The organism is Tissierella sp. P1 (assembly GCF_002266425.1).
Taxonomy (GTDB): domain Bacteria; phylum Bacillota; class Clostridia; order Tissierellales; family Tissierellaceae; genus Tissierella; species Tissierella carlieri.
On the sequence record NZ_NPMN01000010.1, the window covers coordinates 90,369 to 108,838 of the forward strand.

Annotated in this window: 15 protein-coding genes, 2 pseudogenes and 1 riboswitch; all 17 genes and pseudogenes read left to right on the plus strand. The window is 30.7% G+C overall.

What is annotated here, in order from left to right; translation table 11 throughout:
* Nucleotides 1–20: 20 nt before the first annotated feature.
* The 17 genes and pseudogenes from CIW83_RS08985 (at nucleotide 21) to CIW83_RS09065 (ending at nucleotide 18,468) form a co-directional block, all read left to right on the plus strand.
* The gene (locus CIW83_RS08985; RefSeq protein WP_094900503.1) at nucleotides 21–1,061 is read left to right on the plus strand and encodes a zinc-binding dehydrogenase; all 1,041 of its coding nucleotides are present in this window, start codon (nucleotides 21–23) and stop codon (nucleotides 1,059–1,061) included.
* Nucleotides 1,062–1,331: 270 nt separating this feature from the next.
* On the plus strand, nucleotides 1,332–2,252 hold the full coding sequence (locus tag CIW83_RS08990) for a DegV family protein (protein ID WP_201259757.1): 921 nt from the start codon (nucleotides 1,332–1,334) through the stop codon (nucleotides 2,250–2,252).
* Between the two features lie 241 nt (nucleotides 2,253–2,493).
* Complete coding sequence (locus CIW83_RS08995) at nucleotides 2,494–3,306, plus strand: MerR family transcriptional regulator (RefSeq protein ID WP_094900504.1); 813 nt, start codon at nucleotides 2,494–2,496, stop codon at nucleotides 3,304–3,306.
* Nucleotides 3,307–3,405: 99 nt separating this feature from the next.
* The gene (locus tag CIW83_RS09000; protein ID WP_094900505.1) at nucleotides 3,406–5,205 is read left to right on the plus strand and encodes an FAD-dependent oxidoreductase; all 1,800 of its coding nucleotides are present in this window, start codon (nucleotides 3,406–3,408) and stop codon (nucleotides 5,203–5,205) included.
* 303 nt (nucleotides 5,206–5,508) lie between these two features.
* Complete coding sequence (gene nhaC, locus CIW83_RS09005) at nucleotides 5,509–6,921, plus strand: Na+/H+ antiporter NhaC (RefSeq protein WP_094900506.1); 1,413 nt, start codon at nucleotides 5,509–5,511, stop codon at nucleotides 6,919–6,921.
* A 187-nt stretch (nucleotides 6,922–7,108) separates the two neighbouring features.
* Entirely contained in the window at nucleotides 7,109–7,717 is a 609-nt protein-coding gene (locus CIW83_RS09010) for a superoxide dismutase (protein ID WP_094900507.1), read from the plus strand.
* Between the two features lie 170 nt (nucleotides 7,718–7,887).
* Complete coding sequence (mprF, locus tag CIW83_RS09015) at nucleotides 7,888–10,473, plus strand: bifunctional lysylphosphatidylglycerol flippase/synthetase MprF (RefSeq protein ID WP_158220063.1); 2,586 nt, start codon at nucleotides 7,888–7,890, stop codon at nucleotides 10,471–10,473.
* 16 nt (nucleotides 10,474–10,489) lie between these two features.
* A complete protein-coding gene (locus tag CIW83_RS09020) occupies nucleotides 10,490–11,242 on the plus strand; it encodes a sugar phosphate isomerase/epimerase (protein WP_158220064.1) in 753 nt (250 codons plus the stop codon).
* A gap of 12 nt (nucleotides 11,243–11,254) precedes the next feature.
* Nucleotides 11,255–12,112 (plus strand): cobyric acid synthase, encoded by an 858-nt coding sequence (locus tag CIW83_RS09025; protein WP_094900510.1) that lies wholly within the window; start codon nucleotides 11,255–11,257, stop codon nucleotides 12,110–12,112.
* A gap of 58 nt (nucleotides 12,113–12,170) precedes the next feature.
* Nucleotides 12,171–13,105: pseudogene (cbiB, locus tag CIW83_RS09030) on the plus strand (adenosylcobinamide-phosphate synthase CbiB).
* 99 nt (nucleotides 13,106–13,204) lie between these two features.
* Nucleotides 13,205–13,382, plus strand: a riboswitch (cobalamin riboswitch).
* A 241-nt stretch (nucleotides 13,383–13,623) separates the two neighbouring features.
* Nucleotides 13,624–14,270 (plus strand): annotated as a pseudogene (locus tag CIW83_RS09035) (energy-coupling factor ABC transporter permease).
* On the plus strand, nucleotides 14,254–14,547 hold the full coding sequence (locus CIW83_RS09040) for an energy-coupling factor ABC transporter substrate-binding protein (protein WP_094900511.1): 294 nt from the start codon (nucleotides 14,254–14,256) through the stop codon (nucleotides 14,545–14,547). The pseudogene CIW83_RS09035 and the gene CIW83_RS09040 overlap by 17 nt, the downstream one beginning before the upstream one ends.
* Nucleotides 14,534–15,211: a cobalt ECF transporter T component CbiQ gene (gene cbiQ, locus CIW83_RS09045; protein ID WP_255374338.1), complete on the plus strand. Its 678-nt coding sequence runs from the start codon at nucleotides 14,534–14,536 to the stop codon at nucleotides 15,209–15,211. The genes CIW83_RS09040 and cbiQ overlap by 14 nt, the downstream gene beginning before the upstream one ends.
* Complete coding sequence (locus CIW83_RS09050) at nucleotides 15,212–16,015, plus strand: energy-coupling factor ABC transporter ATP-binding protein (protein ID WP_094900513.1); 804 nt, start codon at nucleotides 15,212–15,214, stop codon at nucleotides 16,013–16,015.
* Nucleotides 16,012–16,761, plus strand: coding sequence for a sirohydrochlorin cobaltochelatase (locus tag CIW83_RS09055; protein WP_094900514.1), 750 nt, complete (start codon nucleotides 16,012–16,014; stop codon nucleotides 16,759–16,761). The genes CIW83_RS09050 and CIW83_RS09055 overlap by 4 nt, the downstream gene beginning before the upstream one ends.
* Nucleotides 16,761–17,414 carry a precorrin-2 C(20)-methyltransferase gene (locus CIW83_RS09060; protein WP_094900515.1) on the plus strand — a complete coding sequence of 218 codons (654 nt, stop codon included), beginning with the start codon at nucleotides 16,761–16,763 and terminating at the stop codon, nucleotides 17,412–17,414. Before CIW83_RS09055 ends, CIW83_RS09060 begins: the two co-directional genes overlap by 1 nt.
* 10 nt (nucleotides 17,415–17,424) lie before the next feature.
* Entirely contained in the window at nucleotides 17,425–18,468 is a 1,044-nt protein-coding gene (locus tag CIW83_RS09065) for an ABC transporter substrate-binding protein (protein ID WP_094900516.1), read from the plus strand.
* The last annotated feature ends 2 nt before the right edge of the window (nucleotides 18,469–18,470 follow it).

Here is an 18,470-nt window from a genome sequence, read left to right on the forward strand (position 1 = left end):
AATATATAGGAGGGATATGTATGAAAGGTTTTGCAATGCTTGGATTAAATAATGTAGGATGGATTGAAAAAGAAAGACCAGTGGCAGGACCTTATGATGCAATACTTAGACCTTTAGCTTTAGCCCCATGTACTTCTGATATTCAAACAGTATATAAAGGTACATTAGGTGATAGACATAATTTGATTCTAGGTCATGAAGCTATAGGCGAGATTGTAGAAGTTGGCCGTAAGGTTAAAGATTTTAAACCAGGTGATAAAGTAATAGTACCAGCTGTAACACTTGATTGGAGAAATATTGATATGCACAGCAGCAGTCAACAATTAGTAGGAAGAAAATACTCAAATATAAAGGATGGAGTTTTTTCAGAGTATTTTCATGTAGATAATGTGGATATGAATGTTGCCTTACTTCCAGAGGGGATTTCATTAGAATCAGCTGTTATGTTGACAGATACAGTATCTACAGGATTTCATGCTGTAGAATTAGCGGAAGTAGAATATGGAGATACAGTGGCCGTTTTAGGCACTGCTTCTATAAGTTTGATGGGAGTTGCGGGTGCACATTTAAAGGGAGCAGAAAGGATTATTGTAGTTGGTTATAGTCCTGATTTAGTTAAAGCAGCTAAATTCTATGGCGCAACAGATATAATAAATCATAATGATGGGCCCATTGTGGAACAAATTTTAAAAATCACAAAAGGTACAGGAGTAGATAAAGTATTGGTTGCAGGGACTGATTCAGATGCAATTACCGATGCTGTGAAAATTGTTAAATTAGGTGGACGTATTGGAAATGTAAATCACTTTGGTAGCGGGGAGACATTTTCAATTCCAAAGATTGAATGGGGAGCTAATACGAGTCATGCTAACACCATTAATAAAGAAATTCCAGGCGGCAGAGCTAGAATGGAAAAACAAATTGAATTAGTTAAGTATGGTAAACTTGATCCGAGTAAGATAGTTACACACGTTTTTCATGGATTTGAAAAAATAGAGGATGCATTAGCAATGATAAAAACTAGACCATTTGATTTAATTAAACCAGTAGTAATTATGTAGCAAGAAAATAAAACTCTAATGATAATTTATCGTTGGAGTTTTATTTATTATTTTTGTATATCATTAACGTATCTTTGAACTCTCAATAAAAAACCTACTACCTATGTATATTTTACATTGCCATTTTATAGTATTTGTCAAATTTATTAACATATCTCTTTTAATTTTAATATGTTATAATTGTAAAGAATAATTTGTCGAAATTTAGCGAATTATGACTATAAATAAAGTGAGGGAATTATATGATCAAGATAATGGCTGATTCTACTTGTGAACTTATCAAAAAAAATAGTCGAGAAATATAATATAGGAGTTGCACCCCTTAATATTATCATAAGTGGTACAACCTATAGGGATAAAATAGATATTGAGACGGATGAATTCTTTAAAATTTTACCAACTTTAGAGGAATTACCTACTACATCAATGCCAAGTCCAGAAGAATATTTAAAAATAATAAATAAAGCCATTGAAGATGGATATAAGGAAATTTTATGCATTTGTATGTCTAGTGGTACAAGTGGCTCTTACCAATCAGCAGTTTTAGCAAAAGACTACTTTTTTGAAAATAATCCAAATTCAACTGTGAAAATATATGTAGTAGATTCATTATCTATGAGTCATGGAAGTGGATGGCTGATATTGAAAAGTGCTATGCTATTGGAATCAGGTTATAGCTTTGATGAATTAATTCAATTCAATGAAAATTATAAGACTAGGGTAAAACATTTTCTATGTGTAGATGATTTAAATAATTTGATTAAAAGTGGTAGATTAACCAATGCCAGTGCATTTATTGGTAAACTGCTAAGAGTAAAACCTATTATGTCCATGAAAAAGGGCAAGGGAGCCATAGTTGCTAAGGAAAGGGGACGAAATAGAGTATTTAAATTTTATATAGATGAGTTTATTAGAAGGGTTGATAATGAGATTACAGATTTTGTCATTATCGGATATACTTCAGATATGAATATTGCTAAGGATTTAGCGGAAAAAATTAGATTAGAGACAGATTTTAAAGATGAAATTTATATAATGCAAATGGGTGCGGCAGTAGGTACTCATGTAGGATTGGGAGGACTATCCATGTTCTTTGTAGAAAAAGAGCATCTGAAAGATGGTTTAGTTAAAAATGAAATAAGAAGTATTAAAAACAAGAAAGATGAATTAATTGAGAAGATAAGAGGTTAATACTAGTAGCATCAGGAGAGATTTAAACATATATGGCAAGTTGTTTTATAGAAAACTATAAAGTTAGCTCTAGTGAGGGAACTCATTGGGGCTTTTATTGTACTATGATATAGATAAGCAGCAAATCTTGAAAATAGTATAGAAGATTGATAAACTATTAATAAACTGCCAGGTATATTTCAAGTAATTATTATTAAAAAATTCTAAAGAACAAGCAGGAGTAACAGGTGGAGGTTATAAAATGAAATATAAAATAAGTGATGTAGCTAAACTATTAGATATAACACCAGAGGCGATACGTTACTATGAATCTAAAGGAATTATAGCTCCAGAAAGATCAGAAGCTACAGGCTATCGTTATTATGGCGGCTGGGAAATTCATATGTTAATTAGGGCAAGGATATATCGTCAATTAGGATATACACTAGACGAAACAGCCAAGCTTCTTAATAATTATGAAAATGATGATATCATTTCTAATTTATCTGATAGAAAAGAAGATATTAAGAAAGAGATAGTATGGAAGAGTAATATTCTCAAGCATATAGAGAAAGAAGAGCAAAGCATGATAGCTTCCAATGAGTTAATTGGAAAATATCGAATTGAATACCGTCCTGATATTTATCGTCTAGAAATGCAGAATGGATATGTATTACATCCAGATAAATACATACAGAAAATAATTTTTGATTGGCTAAATAAAATTCCCTTTGTATTTACAAGCACTTTATTCTCATTAGTAGAAGTGGAAAGTAGCGGAAAGAATTTTTCTGTTGGGCTTGGTGTTTATAAAGAGTATGCAGAGTTATTAGATATTGAGGAGTCTGATTATGTGAAATTGTATCCTTCTAGACTATGCATACAAACAGGAATTCAATCAAAATCTAATCGAACTATTACTCCGGAACTCTTGGCGCCTGCAATTGAATATATGAATTCACAGGGAATGGAATTATCAGGGGATGTTTTAACTAAAAGTGCTTTGATGCGTAAAGTAGGTGACGACTATATAAATTGGCACCAAGCTTGGTTACCATTTAATCAAAGTGAGTGATAAAAAAATATCATTGACTTTAAAGCTCCTTTAGACCTTATACTTATAAATGTAGATGAATTCAGCATTTATATAAAATAATTGAAGGGAGCATGAAATATGAAAAGAGTAATTGTTTTTGTTTTAATTTTGACAATAATCACGTCTGCATTAGTAGGATGTAGCCAAACTTCAGAACCGATGATTTCCGAAAAAACAGAGATGGTCTTTACTCCAGGTGTATATGATGGTGAGGCTAAAGGAATGAAAAGTGTTATTAAGGTTCAGGTTACTGTTGACGAAAAAAAGATAACAGAAGTAAAGGTAATTGAACAGGCTGAATCCGAGAGATTATTTAGCTATGCAAATGATTCTGTACCAGCGGCAATTGTTCAGCATCAAAGTGTTTCTGTTGATACTGTAGCTGGCGCTACGATGTCAAGCATTGGTATTATCCAAGCTACAAAAGATGCTTTAAAAAAATCTGGTGTGAATATGGATTTATTAAATATTAAACCAGAGAAACCAGAATTAGTCGAAGGTGAAGATGAGGAATATGACGTAGTAGTTGTTGGTGCAGGAGCTGCTGGACTATCAGCAGCCATCGAATTAGGGAAAAATGATAATATAAGTATTTTAGTTCTTGAAAAAATGCCATTTACTGGTGGATCGCTTGCTTTGTCAGGTGGATTATTTTGGACAGGTAATGGTTCTAAGTATGTACCAGAAGAAAGCTTCACTCCAGAATCACTTTTACAGTGGTTTGAAATGAGATCTGAAACAAAGTCAAATGAAGCATTGGTTAAACATATAGCAAATATTGCAGGAGAAACCTTTGACTATTTAATTGATAATGGTGCACCATGGGATGTTGAAAGTGCAACTGAAACATACCCTGATTCAGGAATATATAGATTTGAAACTAATAGAGGGGCTAAATTAACAAAATTTAGAGATGATGCTGCAGGTAATCAAGCTGCTGAATTCTTATTAAATTTTGCCAAAGAAAACGGAGCGGAAATAAGAGTAAATTCAAAAGTAACTTCTCTAATAGTTGATGATAATAACATTATCAAAGGTGTAAATGTTGAAGATAGAGAAAAGAAATATACAGTAAATGCTAGGAAAGTTATTTTAGCAACAGGAGGATTTGGAAATAATCGTAAATTACTTGAAGAATTTGATCCGGATTCAGCTGGAAAATGGCCATTCCTTGCGGCAGGTTCTACAGGAGATGGAATAGAAATGACTAGAGAACTTGGAGTGAAAATAGTTGGTAATGGTGTAATGTCCTATGAAGCACTTACTCCAAATATGGGATATAAAGGTGAGGTAGGAAGTCTTGTATGGGTACCAGAATTATTTGTAAACAAAGATGGTAAGAGGTTTGTAGATGAAACTGGACAAAGTACAGATATTGCGTTACAGATATATTTACAGCCTGAAGATATTGGATATGGTATAGACGATTCTAAGAGTGATAGAGTTGAAGATTATGAAAAAGGTGTTGAACAAGGACTTATACTTAAAGGAGAGACCTTGGAAGAACTAGCTGATTTAATGGGAGTAAATAAGGAAAACTTCCTAGTAACTGTTAAGAAATACAATGAAGCTGTTGAGAATGGTACTGAAGATGAATTTGGAAGTATTATCGAAAAAATGAAGCCACCAACTAAAGGGCCTTTCTATGCAGTTCCGACACGGGCATGTATTATTGGCACAATGCCAGGATTAATGGTAAATGAAAATTGTGAAGTCTTAGGTAGCAATGGACAGCCTATTGAAAATCTTTTTGCAGCAGGAGAATTAGTTTTCGGTAATATATTTAATAGAGTATATCCTGCAACAGGAACAGCTATAGCACAAGCAATATATACAGGTAAAATAGCTGGAGAAGCTGTAAACAGCCAATTAAAATAATTAGGAAATATCAAAGATTAAGATAGATACTCATTCTTATTTTAAATAGATTATTAAAGATGTTTTTCAATATAATTTAGAAACATAGTAAAAAGCAGAAAAGACTTTAATTAAGATAATTAAGGTCTTTTTTCTATTTAATGGAATACAATTATAAAAAATTAAGAAAATTATCAATTGTTCGTTAAATGATTCGCAAAGACTGTTAAAAACTAAACTTTCCCTGAAACTATTGACATATATATAAAGTTGTAATAAAATTTACAAGACTCAGAAAATATTGCATAAGGAGGATTTTTAACGTTGAAAAAGACAGCTCGAAAACCATATCTTTGGGAGGCGTTGCTATCATTCGCATTCTTAATTATTGTCATGGGGGTTAGTATTTCTATATACGAAGCTGATCCACATATTCCAATGCTTGTAGGTACATTATTTGCGGCACTTATAGCCGTTAAGATTGGATTTACTTGGAATGAAATTGAAAAAGCTATGTTTGATGGTATTTATCAAGCTTTACAAGCTATAATTATTTTAGCAATTATTGGTGTTCTTATTGGATTATGGCTATTATCTGGTGTTGTTCCAAGTATGATTTATTATGGATTAGGAATTCTAAAACCGGGAATTTTCCTAGTTGCTACTGTTCTAATATGTTCCATTACATCTTTAGCTACGGGGACTAGCTGGGGTACTGCAGGGACTATTGGTATTGCATTAATTGGAATTGCTAAAGGATTAGGCATACCTGCTCCAGTGGCTGCAGGAGCTATTATTTCAGGAGCATATTTAGGAGATAAGATGTCTCCATTATCAGATACAACCAATCTAGCACCAGCAGTGTCTGGAACTGACGTATTTACACATGTTAAAAATATGGTTCCAAGTACATTTACTGCATATGGTATTACATTGGTAATATTTTTAATTATGGGTTTCAAATATGGTGGAGGAAGCGTTGATATATCAGCTATAGATGCTATTAGAGATGGAATCACATCTTCGTTTAATGTGTCACCGTTATTACTAATACCACCTTTGGCTGTAATCGTAGCAATAGCCTTTAAGGTACCTGCTATACCAGGAATTACAATTGGTATAATATTAGGTGGAGTTCTTGGTGTAGTTATGCAAGGTGCACATTTAGGAGATTTATTAACTGCTGCATTTAGCGGATATACATCCCAAACAGGTGTTGAAATGATAGACGAACTATTAACAGCCGGTGGATTGGAGAATATGATGTTTTCTATTTCACTTACAATTATAGCCATGATGTTTGGTGGCATAATGGAAAAGACTGGTCAACTTGAAGTTATAGTAGGAGCACTATTAAAGAGAGTAAAGCGTGTAGGTACATTAGTTACTACTACAATATTAACTTGTGTATTCAGTAATGTGACAATGCCGGAGCAGTATATTTCAGTAGTGGTACCGGGAAGAATGTATGCTAAAGCATATAGAGAAAAAGGTCTTCACCCTAAGGTATTGTCCAATGCTTTAGAGGGTGCTGGAACTATTACTTCTGCTCTAATACCTTGGAATACATGTGGTGCTTTCCTTTACAGCGTTCTTGGAGTAGCTACTCAAGATTATGCTAAATATGCTTTTTTTAACTATATAACTCCGATAGTAATTATTATATTCGCATATATAGGGATTAATCTGCCTAAGATAGAAGATGACCCTGATACTGTAATAGGCTTAGAAAACTAAGATATTGAAAATTATATTATATATATGATAAATAAAAAGCTCTGATAGGGAAACTTATCAGAGCTTTTTAATACAAAAAATTACTTTCCACATTTCTAAATGATAATGTTTATCATTTAGAAATGTGGGCATATATATAATAAGCTAATAATAATAAAATTAATATAGATAAAAAAGGAGAGATACAATGAAATTTTTACTACCAGAATTAAAATATTCATATGATGCATTAGAACCACATATAGACCAGTTAACAATGGAGACTCATCATTCAAAACATCATCAAACTTATGTTGATAATTTAAATAAGGCTTTAGAAGGTCATGGAAAACTCCAAGAAATGGAAATAGAAGATATATTGAAATCTTTAGATGATTTACCAGAGAACATTAAAACTGCTGTAAGAAATAATGGTGGAGGTCATTATAATCATACATTATTTTGGGATATGATGTCACCAAATGGTGGAGGTAAACCAGAAGGAGAGCTTGGAAAGAAAATTGACGAAGAATTAGGAGGATTTGATAAATTAAAAGAAGATTTCAAAAAAGCTGCATTAGGTCAATTTGGTAGTGGTTGGGCATGGTTAGTACTTGATAATGGAAAACTTGCAATACTTTCTACACCAAATCAAGATAATCCAATCTCACAAGGAAAGATACCTCTTCTTGGTATAGATGTATGGGAGCATGCATATTATCTAAAATACAAAAATAAAAGAGCAGACTATATAGATTCTTGGTGGAATGTAGTTGATTGGAACAAGATAGAAGAAATATATAATAAAGCTAAATAATGAATAACAGGCCCTGCATATGCAGGGCCTTTAAATTTAGAAATTAAATTTGTAATATTTAACTAGATTGATAATATTGAAAAAACAATGTAATATATTACTTAGGTACTGGAACAAATATGGAGTTATAGAGAATAGTAAAATAATAGGTATTACAGATGGAGGGATATATGGAAAAGATTAAATTACTATTGAAAAAGAATGGAACAAAGATTTCAAGATTAATATTTATAATATTCATGATGGGAATTATAATCGCTGGAGGAGTGAAGGAATTAAAATCAATAGATTTTGCTAAGACAATATCTATAATTAGGGAATTTCCTATGTCTCTTATATTTATATTTACTATTTTAGGAATAGCAGCAGTATCATCAATGAGCTTGTATGATTTTGCAATAATAAAATATTTAAATCTTAATATTAAAAAAATAACTATATTTAGCATTACTTTTGTAACTAACACAATAAATAATATTTCAGGACTAGGAGGATTGACAGGAGCCTCTATTAGGTCTGTACTATTTAAAAAGAGCACCAGCAATAAAGAAGATATTATAGATTATAATTTATTATTAATTCCAGCAACGGGCATAGGACTTTCACTTATGACCATTATTGCATTGTTTAAATATCAATATATAGCTCCGCTTATAGAGAAATATAGATGGATAATTATAACCATTGTTGCTTTCATAATATACTTCATTATTTATTTTTTAATAGATAGGATTTTTAGTACTTTAAGAAAAAATTCAATAGAAACAAGCGATCATAATAAGATTATATTAAGAGTGAAACTATTATTTTTATCCTTTATAGAATGGATGGTTGCTTTCACTTTATTTTTTGTTATCGTGAGACAATTTAGTCAAAGTGTAGATCCTTATATTATATTTATCGTATTTACCTTAGGCTCCATAGCTGGTATTCTAAGCTTATTGCCTAGTGGAGTTGGGTCTTTTGATTTAGTTGTATTACTTGGATTTCAATATTATGGTATAGGAACTGAAAATGTTTTAGCCATATTGATATTATATAGAACTTTTTATTATATATTGCCTTTGATAATAGGAATAGTTTTTACTTTGATAGTACAATCTCAAAGTGAAAATAAATTAATTCAATTTATTGGCTTCTCAAAGATAAAAGATTTTATCAATAAAACATCTAGCATTACAAACCTATTGTTAGCTATATTGATATTAGCATCTGGAGTAACCTTATTATTATCTGCATTAGTTCCGGGAGTAATTGAACGAATTAAAATAGCTTCAAGACTTTTATCATTTCCAATTTTACAGTTATCAAGGCAGTTATCAATATGTATAGGAATACTATTGATAGTTATTTCTAGGGAAATAAGAATGAAAGTAAAACGCAGCTACAAAATTACTATGTGGTTATTGTTTTTTGGTGCTATATTTGCTTTCATTAAGGGTTTTGCCTATGAAGAAGCAATTTTTTTGATTTTAGTTCTGATAATATTAAAAATGTCTAAGCATAGCTTTTATAGAAAAAGTTTACCAATTGATTGGTTTAAAGCCATTATGACTTTGCTATTGGCCTTTATCGGAATTTTAGCTTATATGAAAATGTCTCATATAATATTGAGAGATTTTATAAAAATTAAATATTTCAAGTCCTTGATCTCAAAGGGAATTTCTTGGCCTATATCTAGTGGTGTTATTGCTTATGGCTTTCTCATTGTTTTTGTTATCTACTATGAATTTACAAAGGAGAAGATAACAAATGATAAGATGTATGAAACTGTTAATGAAGAAAGGGTAAATAAATTTCTGCAGGAATATGATGGGAATTTCTTAACTCACCTTATATTTTTAAAGGATAAACATTTATTTTGGTCTAAAAATAATAGTATTTTGATCCAATATGAGATAAGTCATGGTCTTGCAGTAGTTTTGGGAGATCCTATTGGAAACCCAAAATACTTCGGAGAAGCTTTAACAGAATTTCAGACATTCATAGATGAATATGGATATAAATCAGTTTTTTATCAATCCAGTGAGAAATTATTACCTTTTTATCATGATCATGGGTATTATTTCTTTAAATTAGGTGAGACAGGATTAGTGGAACTTGATAATTTTGATATAAATAGTTCAAAAAGTAGAGATTTTAGAAATACACTTAGACGATTTGAAAAGGATGGTTTTACTTTTGAGATGTATTATGATAACTCTATAGATGAAAATCTATTTTTAGACCTAAAGAAAGTTTCTGATGAATGGTTAGCTGATAGAGAGGAAATGGGCTTTTCACTTGGATGGTTTAGTAGGGAATATTTAAACAAATCTAAAATAGGAGTTGTAAAGAAGGAAGAAACAGGAGAAATAATAGCATTTGCTTCTATAAGTCCTAGTTATGATGATCATAAATCAGCTTCTATTGATTTAATGCGTTTTAAAAAGGAAGTACCTAATAATACCATGACTTTTCTTATACTAAATTTGATTTTGGCATTTAAAGAGGATAATTATAAAATATTCAATCTGGGAATGGCACCACTTTCAAATGTAGGGATAGCGCAGAGTGCACATATTCAAGAAAGGATTGCACATTTAGTATTTAAATATGGTAAACATTTTTATAGCTTTGATGGACTAAGGAAATATAAAAATAAATTTGATCCAAGGTGGGAAGGGAAATATTTGGTTTATGAGGATATTATATTGCTTCCATCTTCTTTGATAGAAGTAACCTGGCTGATTCATTCAAAGAAGAAAAAATCTTAAAGAAATGAGTGAAGATATGGAGAGAAAAATATTAAAAACTATAAGTACTATAGATAGCTTAAATATAGAAGAATTTAAAAGACTCAATATAGGTATTGAAATGCAGGATTTTACAGAGCCTAATTTATCCTTGGATGAAGTTAATATGATAATTCACGGATATAAAGCTAAACTTAAAGGGTTTAAAAATATAAAAGCTTTACATGGACCTTTTTTAGATTTAAAGCCTTCAAGTCCTGATAAATTAATTAGAGAAGTAAGCTATAATAGATATTTATATACTATGAATGCGGCTAAGGAATTAAATATAGATTACTTAATATTTCATAGTCAGATTAATCCATATTTAAATCAACCATCACTAATAAAATTAAACAATAAGCAAAGTAGGGAATTCTGGGAACAAATACTAAAAGAAGTACCAGATTATAATGGAATAATACTTCTGGAAAATATATTTGAAGAAACTCCCAGTATGTTAAAAGACCTAATAGAAACTATAAATTTACCTAATATTAAAATTAATTTAGATATAGGACATGCTAAATTAGGGAAAGTGAAATTGGAAGAATGGATAAAAGAACTTAAAGATTATATTTTCTATATTCATATCCATTCTAATAATGGTCTATATGATGATCACAAAGCTCCAATTAGAAATGAAATCGAAGATTTATATTATTTATTGGATAAATACAATCTAGATCCAGTATTATCCTTAGAATATAAAGTAGATAATTTAGAAGAAGAAATGGAAAAATACAAATAGGGGGAAAATAATATGACAAATATCATGATACAAGGCACCACATCTTCAGCAGGTAAGAGTCTTATGTGTACAGGATTATGTAGAATATTTAAAGAAGATGGATATAAGGTATACCCATTTAAATCTCAGAACATGTCCTCAAAATATTATACTACTAGTGAAGGATATAAGATAAGTACAGCTCAAACCTTACAAGCAATAGCTGCAGGACTTAAACCACATCCAAATATGAATCCAATCTTACTTATACCGAAGTCAGATAAAGGTTCTATGGTTGTTATAAGAGGTGAAGATAAAGAGGATATGGAAGCAGTGGAATACTTCAAGTATAAAAATACTCTTAGACCAATGATATTAGACATATATAAAGAGATAGAGAAAGAAAATGATATCGTAGTTATAGAAGGTGCAGGAAGTCCAGCAGAAATAAACTTGAAACAAAATGATATAGTCAATATGGGAATGGCTGAAATGGCAGATGCTCCAGTACTTTTAGTAGCAGATATAGATAGGGGAGGAGTATTTGCTTCTCTTTATGGTACTGTGATGCTGTTAGAGGAACATGAAAGAAAAAGAATAAAAGGACTCATAATCAATAAATTTAGAGGAGATAAAACTTTATTAGATCCAGGAATTAAAATGATTGAAGAAATATTAAGTATACCAGTTGTAGGGACAATACCTTTTGCACATTTAGAATTAGTAGATGAAGATAGTTTAGTAGACTATGACAAGGAATGTAATACAAATCCACAAACAGAAGAAGAATTGGAAAGAGAATTAAACAAATTAGCAATGATACTTCGTGAAAATATGGATATGGATTATATTTATAAAATAATGGGGTTAGGTAAATCAATTAACGATTAACAAAGGACAATTAACAATATAGGGTCGACCTGTGGTCGCTCATTAAGGAGAAATTAATATGCTAATTAGTGTAATACTTGCAGTTATAATAGATTTTATTATAGGGGATCCCTATAGTTTTCCTCATCCTGTGAAACTTATGGGGAGAATGATTTCTTCTGAAGAAAAGTTAGCGAGAAAAATTACTAGATCAAAAAAAGGACTTAAGCTTGCTGGATTCATTATTGTTATAATTAATATTTCACTTGCTTTATTACGCCATATTTGTTATTAAAACTTATAAAAGAATATAAAGTTATTTATATTATAGTGAATACTTACTTAATCTATACATGTATAGCTGCAAGATGTCTGCATTATGAAGCCATGAAGGTATCAAAAGCTCTAGACATAGGTATAGAAGAAGCTAGGATAAGACTTTCTTATATTGTTGGAAGGGAAACCAAAAATCTTTCAGAAGAGGAAATTATAAGGGCAACAGTAGAAACTGTGGCAGAGAATACATCTGATGGGGTCATTGCTCCACTATTTTATATAATCCTATTTGGAGCATCTGGAGGACTAGCATATAAATTTATCAATACTATGGATTCTATGTTAGGTTATATGAATGATAAATATATTGATCTAGGATATTTTCCTGCAAAGGTAGACGATATATTTAATTATATTCCATCAAGAATTACAGGAATTCTTATGTGCTTAGGTTCATTAGGGAGATTTCATATAAAAAATGGTTTTAAGATAATGATCAGGGATAGAAAAAATCATAAGAGTCCAAATTGTGCATATCCAGAGGGTGCTGTTGCAGGGCTTCTAGATATTCAATTAGGTGGAAATAATTATTATCATGGAAAGCTTGTAGAGAAACCTACAATAGGTGATAAGGTTGAGGAAATTAGAAAAATAGATATAAAAAACACTATAGAAATTATGTATCGTAGTGAAGTATTATTATTAATAATCTATATTGTGATCCAATTAGTTAGCTAAGTAAAAGATGGACATAACAACCTTTGGTATAATATTATATCTTTTAGTTGCAAAAATATCTTGTATTAAATATTATTTTATGATAGCATTAGAATGAAAATTGAATATAGTACATTAGGTTCTATAAGAATAATAGGGAAATGGGTGAAAATCCCATACAGCCCCCGCTACTGTAAGTGATGATAGAATCAGCTTATGCCACTGGAGAAATCTGGGAAGGTGCTGAGAGTAAAATGAGTCACAAGTCAGGAGACCTGCCTAATAGTATTGAAGTGACCTTCGGAGGGAAGGAAAAACTTATAATTGTACTATTATATAGTTAATATTAGTATAAGTTCCATCCCTAATCTGCTTCAGGTTAGGGATTTTTATTTTCCTTTTAGGTCACCTAGTTTAGATATAAAGGAGTATTCCTTTAAAAATAAATGTGAGGTGATTTTATGAAAAAGAAATTATTAATGTGGGGTATATTATTGACTTTAATTATAACTCCACAGCTTGCACAAGCAATGCATATTATGGAAGGTTTCCTACCTATTAAATGGGCAATTATTTGGTCAATATTAACTTTACCATTTTTAGTCATAGGATTTAGAAAGGTAGGAAAAGGTTTGAAAGAAGGACAGGATCATAAAATGATTCTAGGATTAGTAGGAGGATTTGCATTTGTTTTATCTGCCTTAAGATTCCATCTGTTACTGGATCTTGCTCTCATCCAACGGGAGTAGGATTAGGTGCAATACTATTTGGACCAACAACTATGACTGTTATAGGGACTATAGTATTGTTATTCCAAGCCTTATTATTAGCCCATGGTGGGATTACTACATTAGGAGCTAATTCCTTTTCTATGGCTGTAGTAGGTCCACTTGTTTCCTATGGTATATATAAAATGGGTAAAGAAGGGAAAAATAAAAGTTTGGCAGTCTTCTTAGCGGCAGCATTAGGAGATTTAGCTACTTATGTAATTACATCAATTCAGCTTTCTTTAGCATTCCCAGATGCTACAGGAGGAGTTGCCGCATCTCTTACAAAGTTTCTATCTGTATTTGCAGTTACACAAATACCGCTAGCAATTGTTGAGGGAATTATAACTGTAATGGTATTTAATCTTATTCAAGAATATAGAAAAGAAGGAGTGATTAAACTTGAAGAGTCTATTTAAGCAAAATATTATTCTTTTATTTTTGATAATTGTAATCGTAATTACTCCATTAATTATTAAAAGAGATTCTGAATTCGGCGGAGCAGATGGAGAGGCTGAAGGAGTTATTCAGGAAATAAATCCAGATTATGAACCATGGTTTGAATCATTTTGGGAACCACCAAGTGGTGAAATAGAGAGTTTATTATTTTCTCTTCAAGTAGCTATAGGAGCAGGTCTTATAGGGTATATCTTTGGTGTATTAAAGGAAAGACGCAAAATTGTTGCTGATAGATAAATATGCATATACTAACAAATTAAGAAATTATCCTCCACAGGTAAAGATTCTTCTTTCCTGTGGAGGCATAGTATTGTCAAGATTAATCAATAGTTATTATCTTGATTTATTGATTACTATTCTTATGATCATATTAGTTATTGGAATAGCTAAAGTTCCCTTTAGAACCTATTTTAAGATGCTTTTATTACCTGTATCATTTCTATTCATTAGTATAATTACTATAATGATTTCAGTAAATGGTGATTTTTATCTTTACTATTTCAAGATTATGAATATCTGTATTGGTATAACTATGGAGTCTATGTCTAAAGGAATAAAACTGTTTACAACAGTATTATCATCTTTAACATCAGTATATTTTCTGATATTAACTACCCCAATGATTGATATTATTAGGATTTTAAAGAAATTAAAGGTACCTAAGCTGTTTATAGAATTAATGGTACTTATTTATAGGAGTATATTTATTTTCATTGAAGAAGCGAACAATATTCATTTAGCCCAAGCTATGAAATTTGGTTACGAAAACAAGAGAAATTCATTAAGATCTATAGCATTACTTATTAGAAACCTTTTTACCAGAGTATTTATAAGACATAATGAGATGAATATATCCTTGGAATGTAAGTTATATAGCGGAGAATTTAAATTAGGTGATTAAATGTTAAAAATAAACAATTTATACTATAAATATGAAGATGGAACGAAGGCATTAAATGATATAAATATAGATACATCAAAGGGAAAAGTAATAGGTGTTATTGGAGCTAATGGTTCTGGAAAGTCAACCTTGTTCCTAAATATAATGGGAATTTTAAAACCAAGTAAAGGCTCGATAATATATAATGATACTCCTATAAAGTATGATAAAGCCTATTTAAAGGAATATAGAAAGCAAGTCAATATTGTATTTCAAAATCCTGACCAACAATTATTCTATTCAAATGTATTCGATGATATAGCTTTTTCCTTAAGAAATATTGGTATCAGCGAAGATATAATAGGAAAAAAGGTAGCTAATGCACTTGAGTTAGTTGCTGGTTCTGACTTAGTAGACAAGCCAGTACATTTTTTAAGCTATGGTCAGAAGAAAAGAATTGCTATTGCTGGAGTTTTGGTTATGGAATCTAGTATACTCCTATTAGATGAGCCAACATCTGGACTTGATCCTTATATGACTAAACAAATGAAAGAAATAATCAATGAAATAAGTAATGATAAAACCATTATAATATCCAGCCATGATATGGATTTAATCTATGATATTTGTGATTATATCTATATACTTAGCAAAGGCAGTATCATTGGGGAAGGCGAAACACAAAAGATTTTTTGTGAAGATAAATTAATAGAAGAAGCTTGTTTAACAAAACCTTGGCTTGTTAGAATTCACGAAAAGTTTAATACTGTTTTATTTAGGAATGAAGAAGAATTTTTATTATATGAAAGAAAGGAGATTTTATGAAAAAAGGAATAATAGTAGCTAGCTTTGGAACTACCTATGAGGATACGCGGAAATTATGTATAGAAAGCATAGAAGATATAATTAGAGAAAAGTATAGAGATTACTTAGTTTTAAGGGCATTTACATCTCAAATGGTTATCAACATATTAAAGAAAAGAGATAATATTCATGTATTTAATCTTGAGGAAGCAATAAGAGATATGGAAAATCAAGGTATAGAAGATATATATATTCAACCCCTCCATATAATCCCTGGCCATGAATATGAGAAACTTACTAAATATAATTTAAAAGTAGGCTTGCCATTATTAAGTTTAGAAGAAGATTATATGAAAATTGTTGAAAATATTGGAATTAGTGAATTAGGAAATAACGAAGCCCTAGTATTCATGGGGCATGGCTCTGATCATGAAGCAGATGAATCCTATGAAATACTAGAAAATCTTTATCATAAGAAAGGTTTTACAAATGTATTTATTGGTACAGTAGAAGGGAGTAAAACCATAGAAGATATAATAAAGGAACTAAAAGAAAAAAACATAAAAAAGGTAAAACTTAAACCATTTATGCTAGTAGCAGGAGATCATGCAGTAAATGATATGGCGTCTGAAGATGATGATTCTTGGAAATCAATACTTGAAAGGGAAGGATTTCAAGTTGAGATATGTCTCAAAGGTCTAGGTGAATATAAGATTACCCAAGAAATATTTCTAGAACATCTTGAAAAGATAATAGGAGAGAAATAATGAAAAAATTATATGGCATTGGAACAGGTCCAGGAGATAAGGAACTATTAACCCTTAAGGCTGTTAAGGCAATGGAAAATTCATCAGTTATATTTGCTCCAAATAACAAGGGGAAAAATATGGCTGTGGATACTGCAAGAGATTTTATTGGAAACAAAAAAATAGTATTTATAGATTTTCCTATGGGACATGTACTGAAAGAAGATTATAAAAAAGCTGCAGAAACTATATTCAAAGAGATACCTGAAGGTGAGATAGGTTCATTTCTTACAATAGGGGACCCTATGGTATATAGCACATTTATATATATCATGGAAGAATTAGAAGGAAGAGACATAGATATAGAAATAATATCAGGGATTCCATCTTTTGTAGCAGCAGCTGGTGAAAGTAAGACTCCCCTAACTGTAAAGGGAGAAAGTTTTTTATTATGTGATGAGCTGAACGAAGAGTTACTAGAAAAGATAACCTCTATAGCTATATTGAAAACTTTCAAGGGAAAAGAGAAGATATTAAACATATTAGATAGTAATGACTATTGCTACAAATATATTAAAAGAGCAACGTTAGAAGAACAAGAAATCATAATAGATAAAGAAGAAATATTAAACGATAAAGATTATATATCATTAATTATAGCTAGAAAGAATTAGGAGGATTACAATGAAAAGCAAAAAGATATTACCACTACTACTAATACTTGTATTGATTGCAACAACATTGGCAGCATGTAAGACTAAAGAAAATGATAAGCCAGTAGTACAAACAGAAGATACTTCACAACCAATAGAAACAAATAAAGATATAGATGAGGATGCAAAAGAAGAGTATGGGATAAAAATTACTGATAAAACTGTATCTTTTATAGATAGTAGAGGAGAAGAAGTTACTTTAAATAAGAATCCTGAAAGAGTAGTAGTACTATTTAACTCTTATTTAGATATCTGGATGAAAAATGGAGGCAGTATCGTAGGTAAATTGGAAGAATCTATAGGTCAAGATGAAATACCTGGAACAGAAAATGCTGAGATAGTAGGGGCTCTTGGATCTATAAGTGCAGAAAAAGTATTGGAATTAGAACCAGATTTAGTAGTTTTAATCTCAACACAAAAATCTCAAATGGAATTAGTGCCTATTTTTGAAGAAAATAAAATACCATTTATAGCATTAGAATATTATGGTAAAGAGGATTATTTTAAATTAGCAAGATTATTTTCTGCTCTTAATGAAAGAGAAGATTTATATGAAGAAAATGTTTTAAATGTTAAAAATCAAATAGACAGTATAATTGATAAGGCACCAAAAGATAAAGCGAATAAAGTACTTATAATGATGGCTAGTGCAAAATCTGTTACTGCCAGAGGTTCTGATTCTACAGTTGGAGAAATGTTAAAGGATTTGCATACTATAAATATAGCAGATACATCAAATGATATGCTAAGTGATAAAAACTTTAGCATTGAAAAGATTCTAGAAGAAGACCCAGATTTCATATTTGTACAAACTACAGGAAATGATATGGACAAGGTAATAGAGAGAATAAAGGAAGACGTAGAATCTAATCCCGCATGGTCATCTCTTTCTGCAGTAAAAAATGATAGATATATAATTTTACCAAAGGATCTCTATATGTTCAAAGCAAATCATAGATATGCAGAAGCATATGAAGGGTTAGCTAAGATTCTATATCCAGAAGTATTTAAATAAAA

Coding starts and splice junctions, on each gene's coding strand:
- CIW83_RS08985 (WP_094900503.1), top strand. CDS start 21: ATGAAAGGTTTTGCAATGCTTGGATTAAATAATGTAGGATGGATTGAA.
- CIW83_RS08995 (WP_094900504.1), top strand. CDS start 2,494: ATGAAATATAAAATAAGTGATGTAGCTAAACTATTAGATATAACACCA.
- CIW83_RS09000 (WP_094900505.1), top strand. CDS start 3,406: ATGAAAAGAGTAATTGTTTTTGTTTTAATTTTGACAATAATCACGTCT.
- CIW83_RS09010 (WP_094900507.1), top strand. CDS start 7,109: ATGAAATTTTTACTACCAGAATTAAAATATTCATATGATGCATTAGAA.
- mprF (WP_158220063.1), top strand. CDS start 7,888: ATGGAAAAGATTAAATTACTATTGAAAAAGAATGGAACAAAGATTTCA.
- CIW83_RS09020 (WP_158220064.1), top strand. CDS start 10,490: ATGGAGAGAAAAATATTAAAAACTATAAGTACTATAGATAGCTTAAAT.
- CIW83_RS09025 (WP_094900510.1), top strand. CDS start 11,255: ATGACAAATATCATGATACAAGGCACCACATCTTCAGCAGGTAAGAGT.
- CIW83_RS09050 (WP_094900513.1), top strand. CDS start 15,212: ATGTTAAAAATAAACAATTTATACTATAAATATGAAGATGGAACGAAG.
- CIW83_RS09055 (WP_094900514.1), top strand. CDS start 16,012: ATGAAAAAAGGAATAATAGTAGCTAGCTTTGGAACTACCTATGAGGAT.
- CIW83_RS09060 (WP_094900515.1), top strand. CDS start 16,761: ATGAAAAAATTATATGGCATTGGAACAGGTCCAGGAGATAAGGAACTA.
- CIW83_RS09065 (WP_094900516.1), top strand. CDS start 17,425: ATGAAAAGCAAAAAGATATTACCACTACTACTAATACTTGTATTGATT.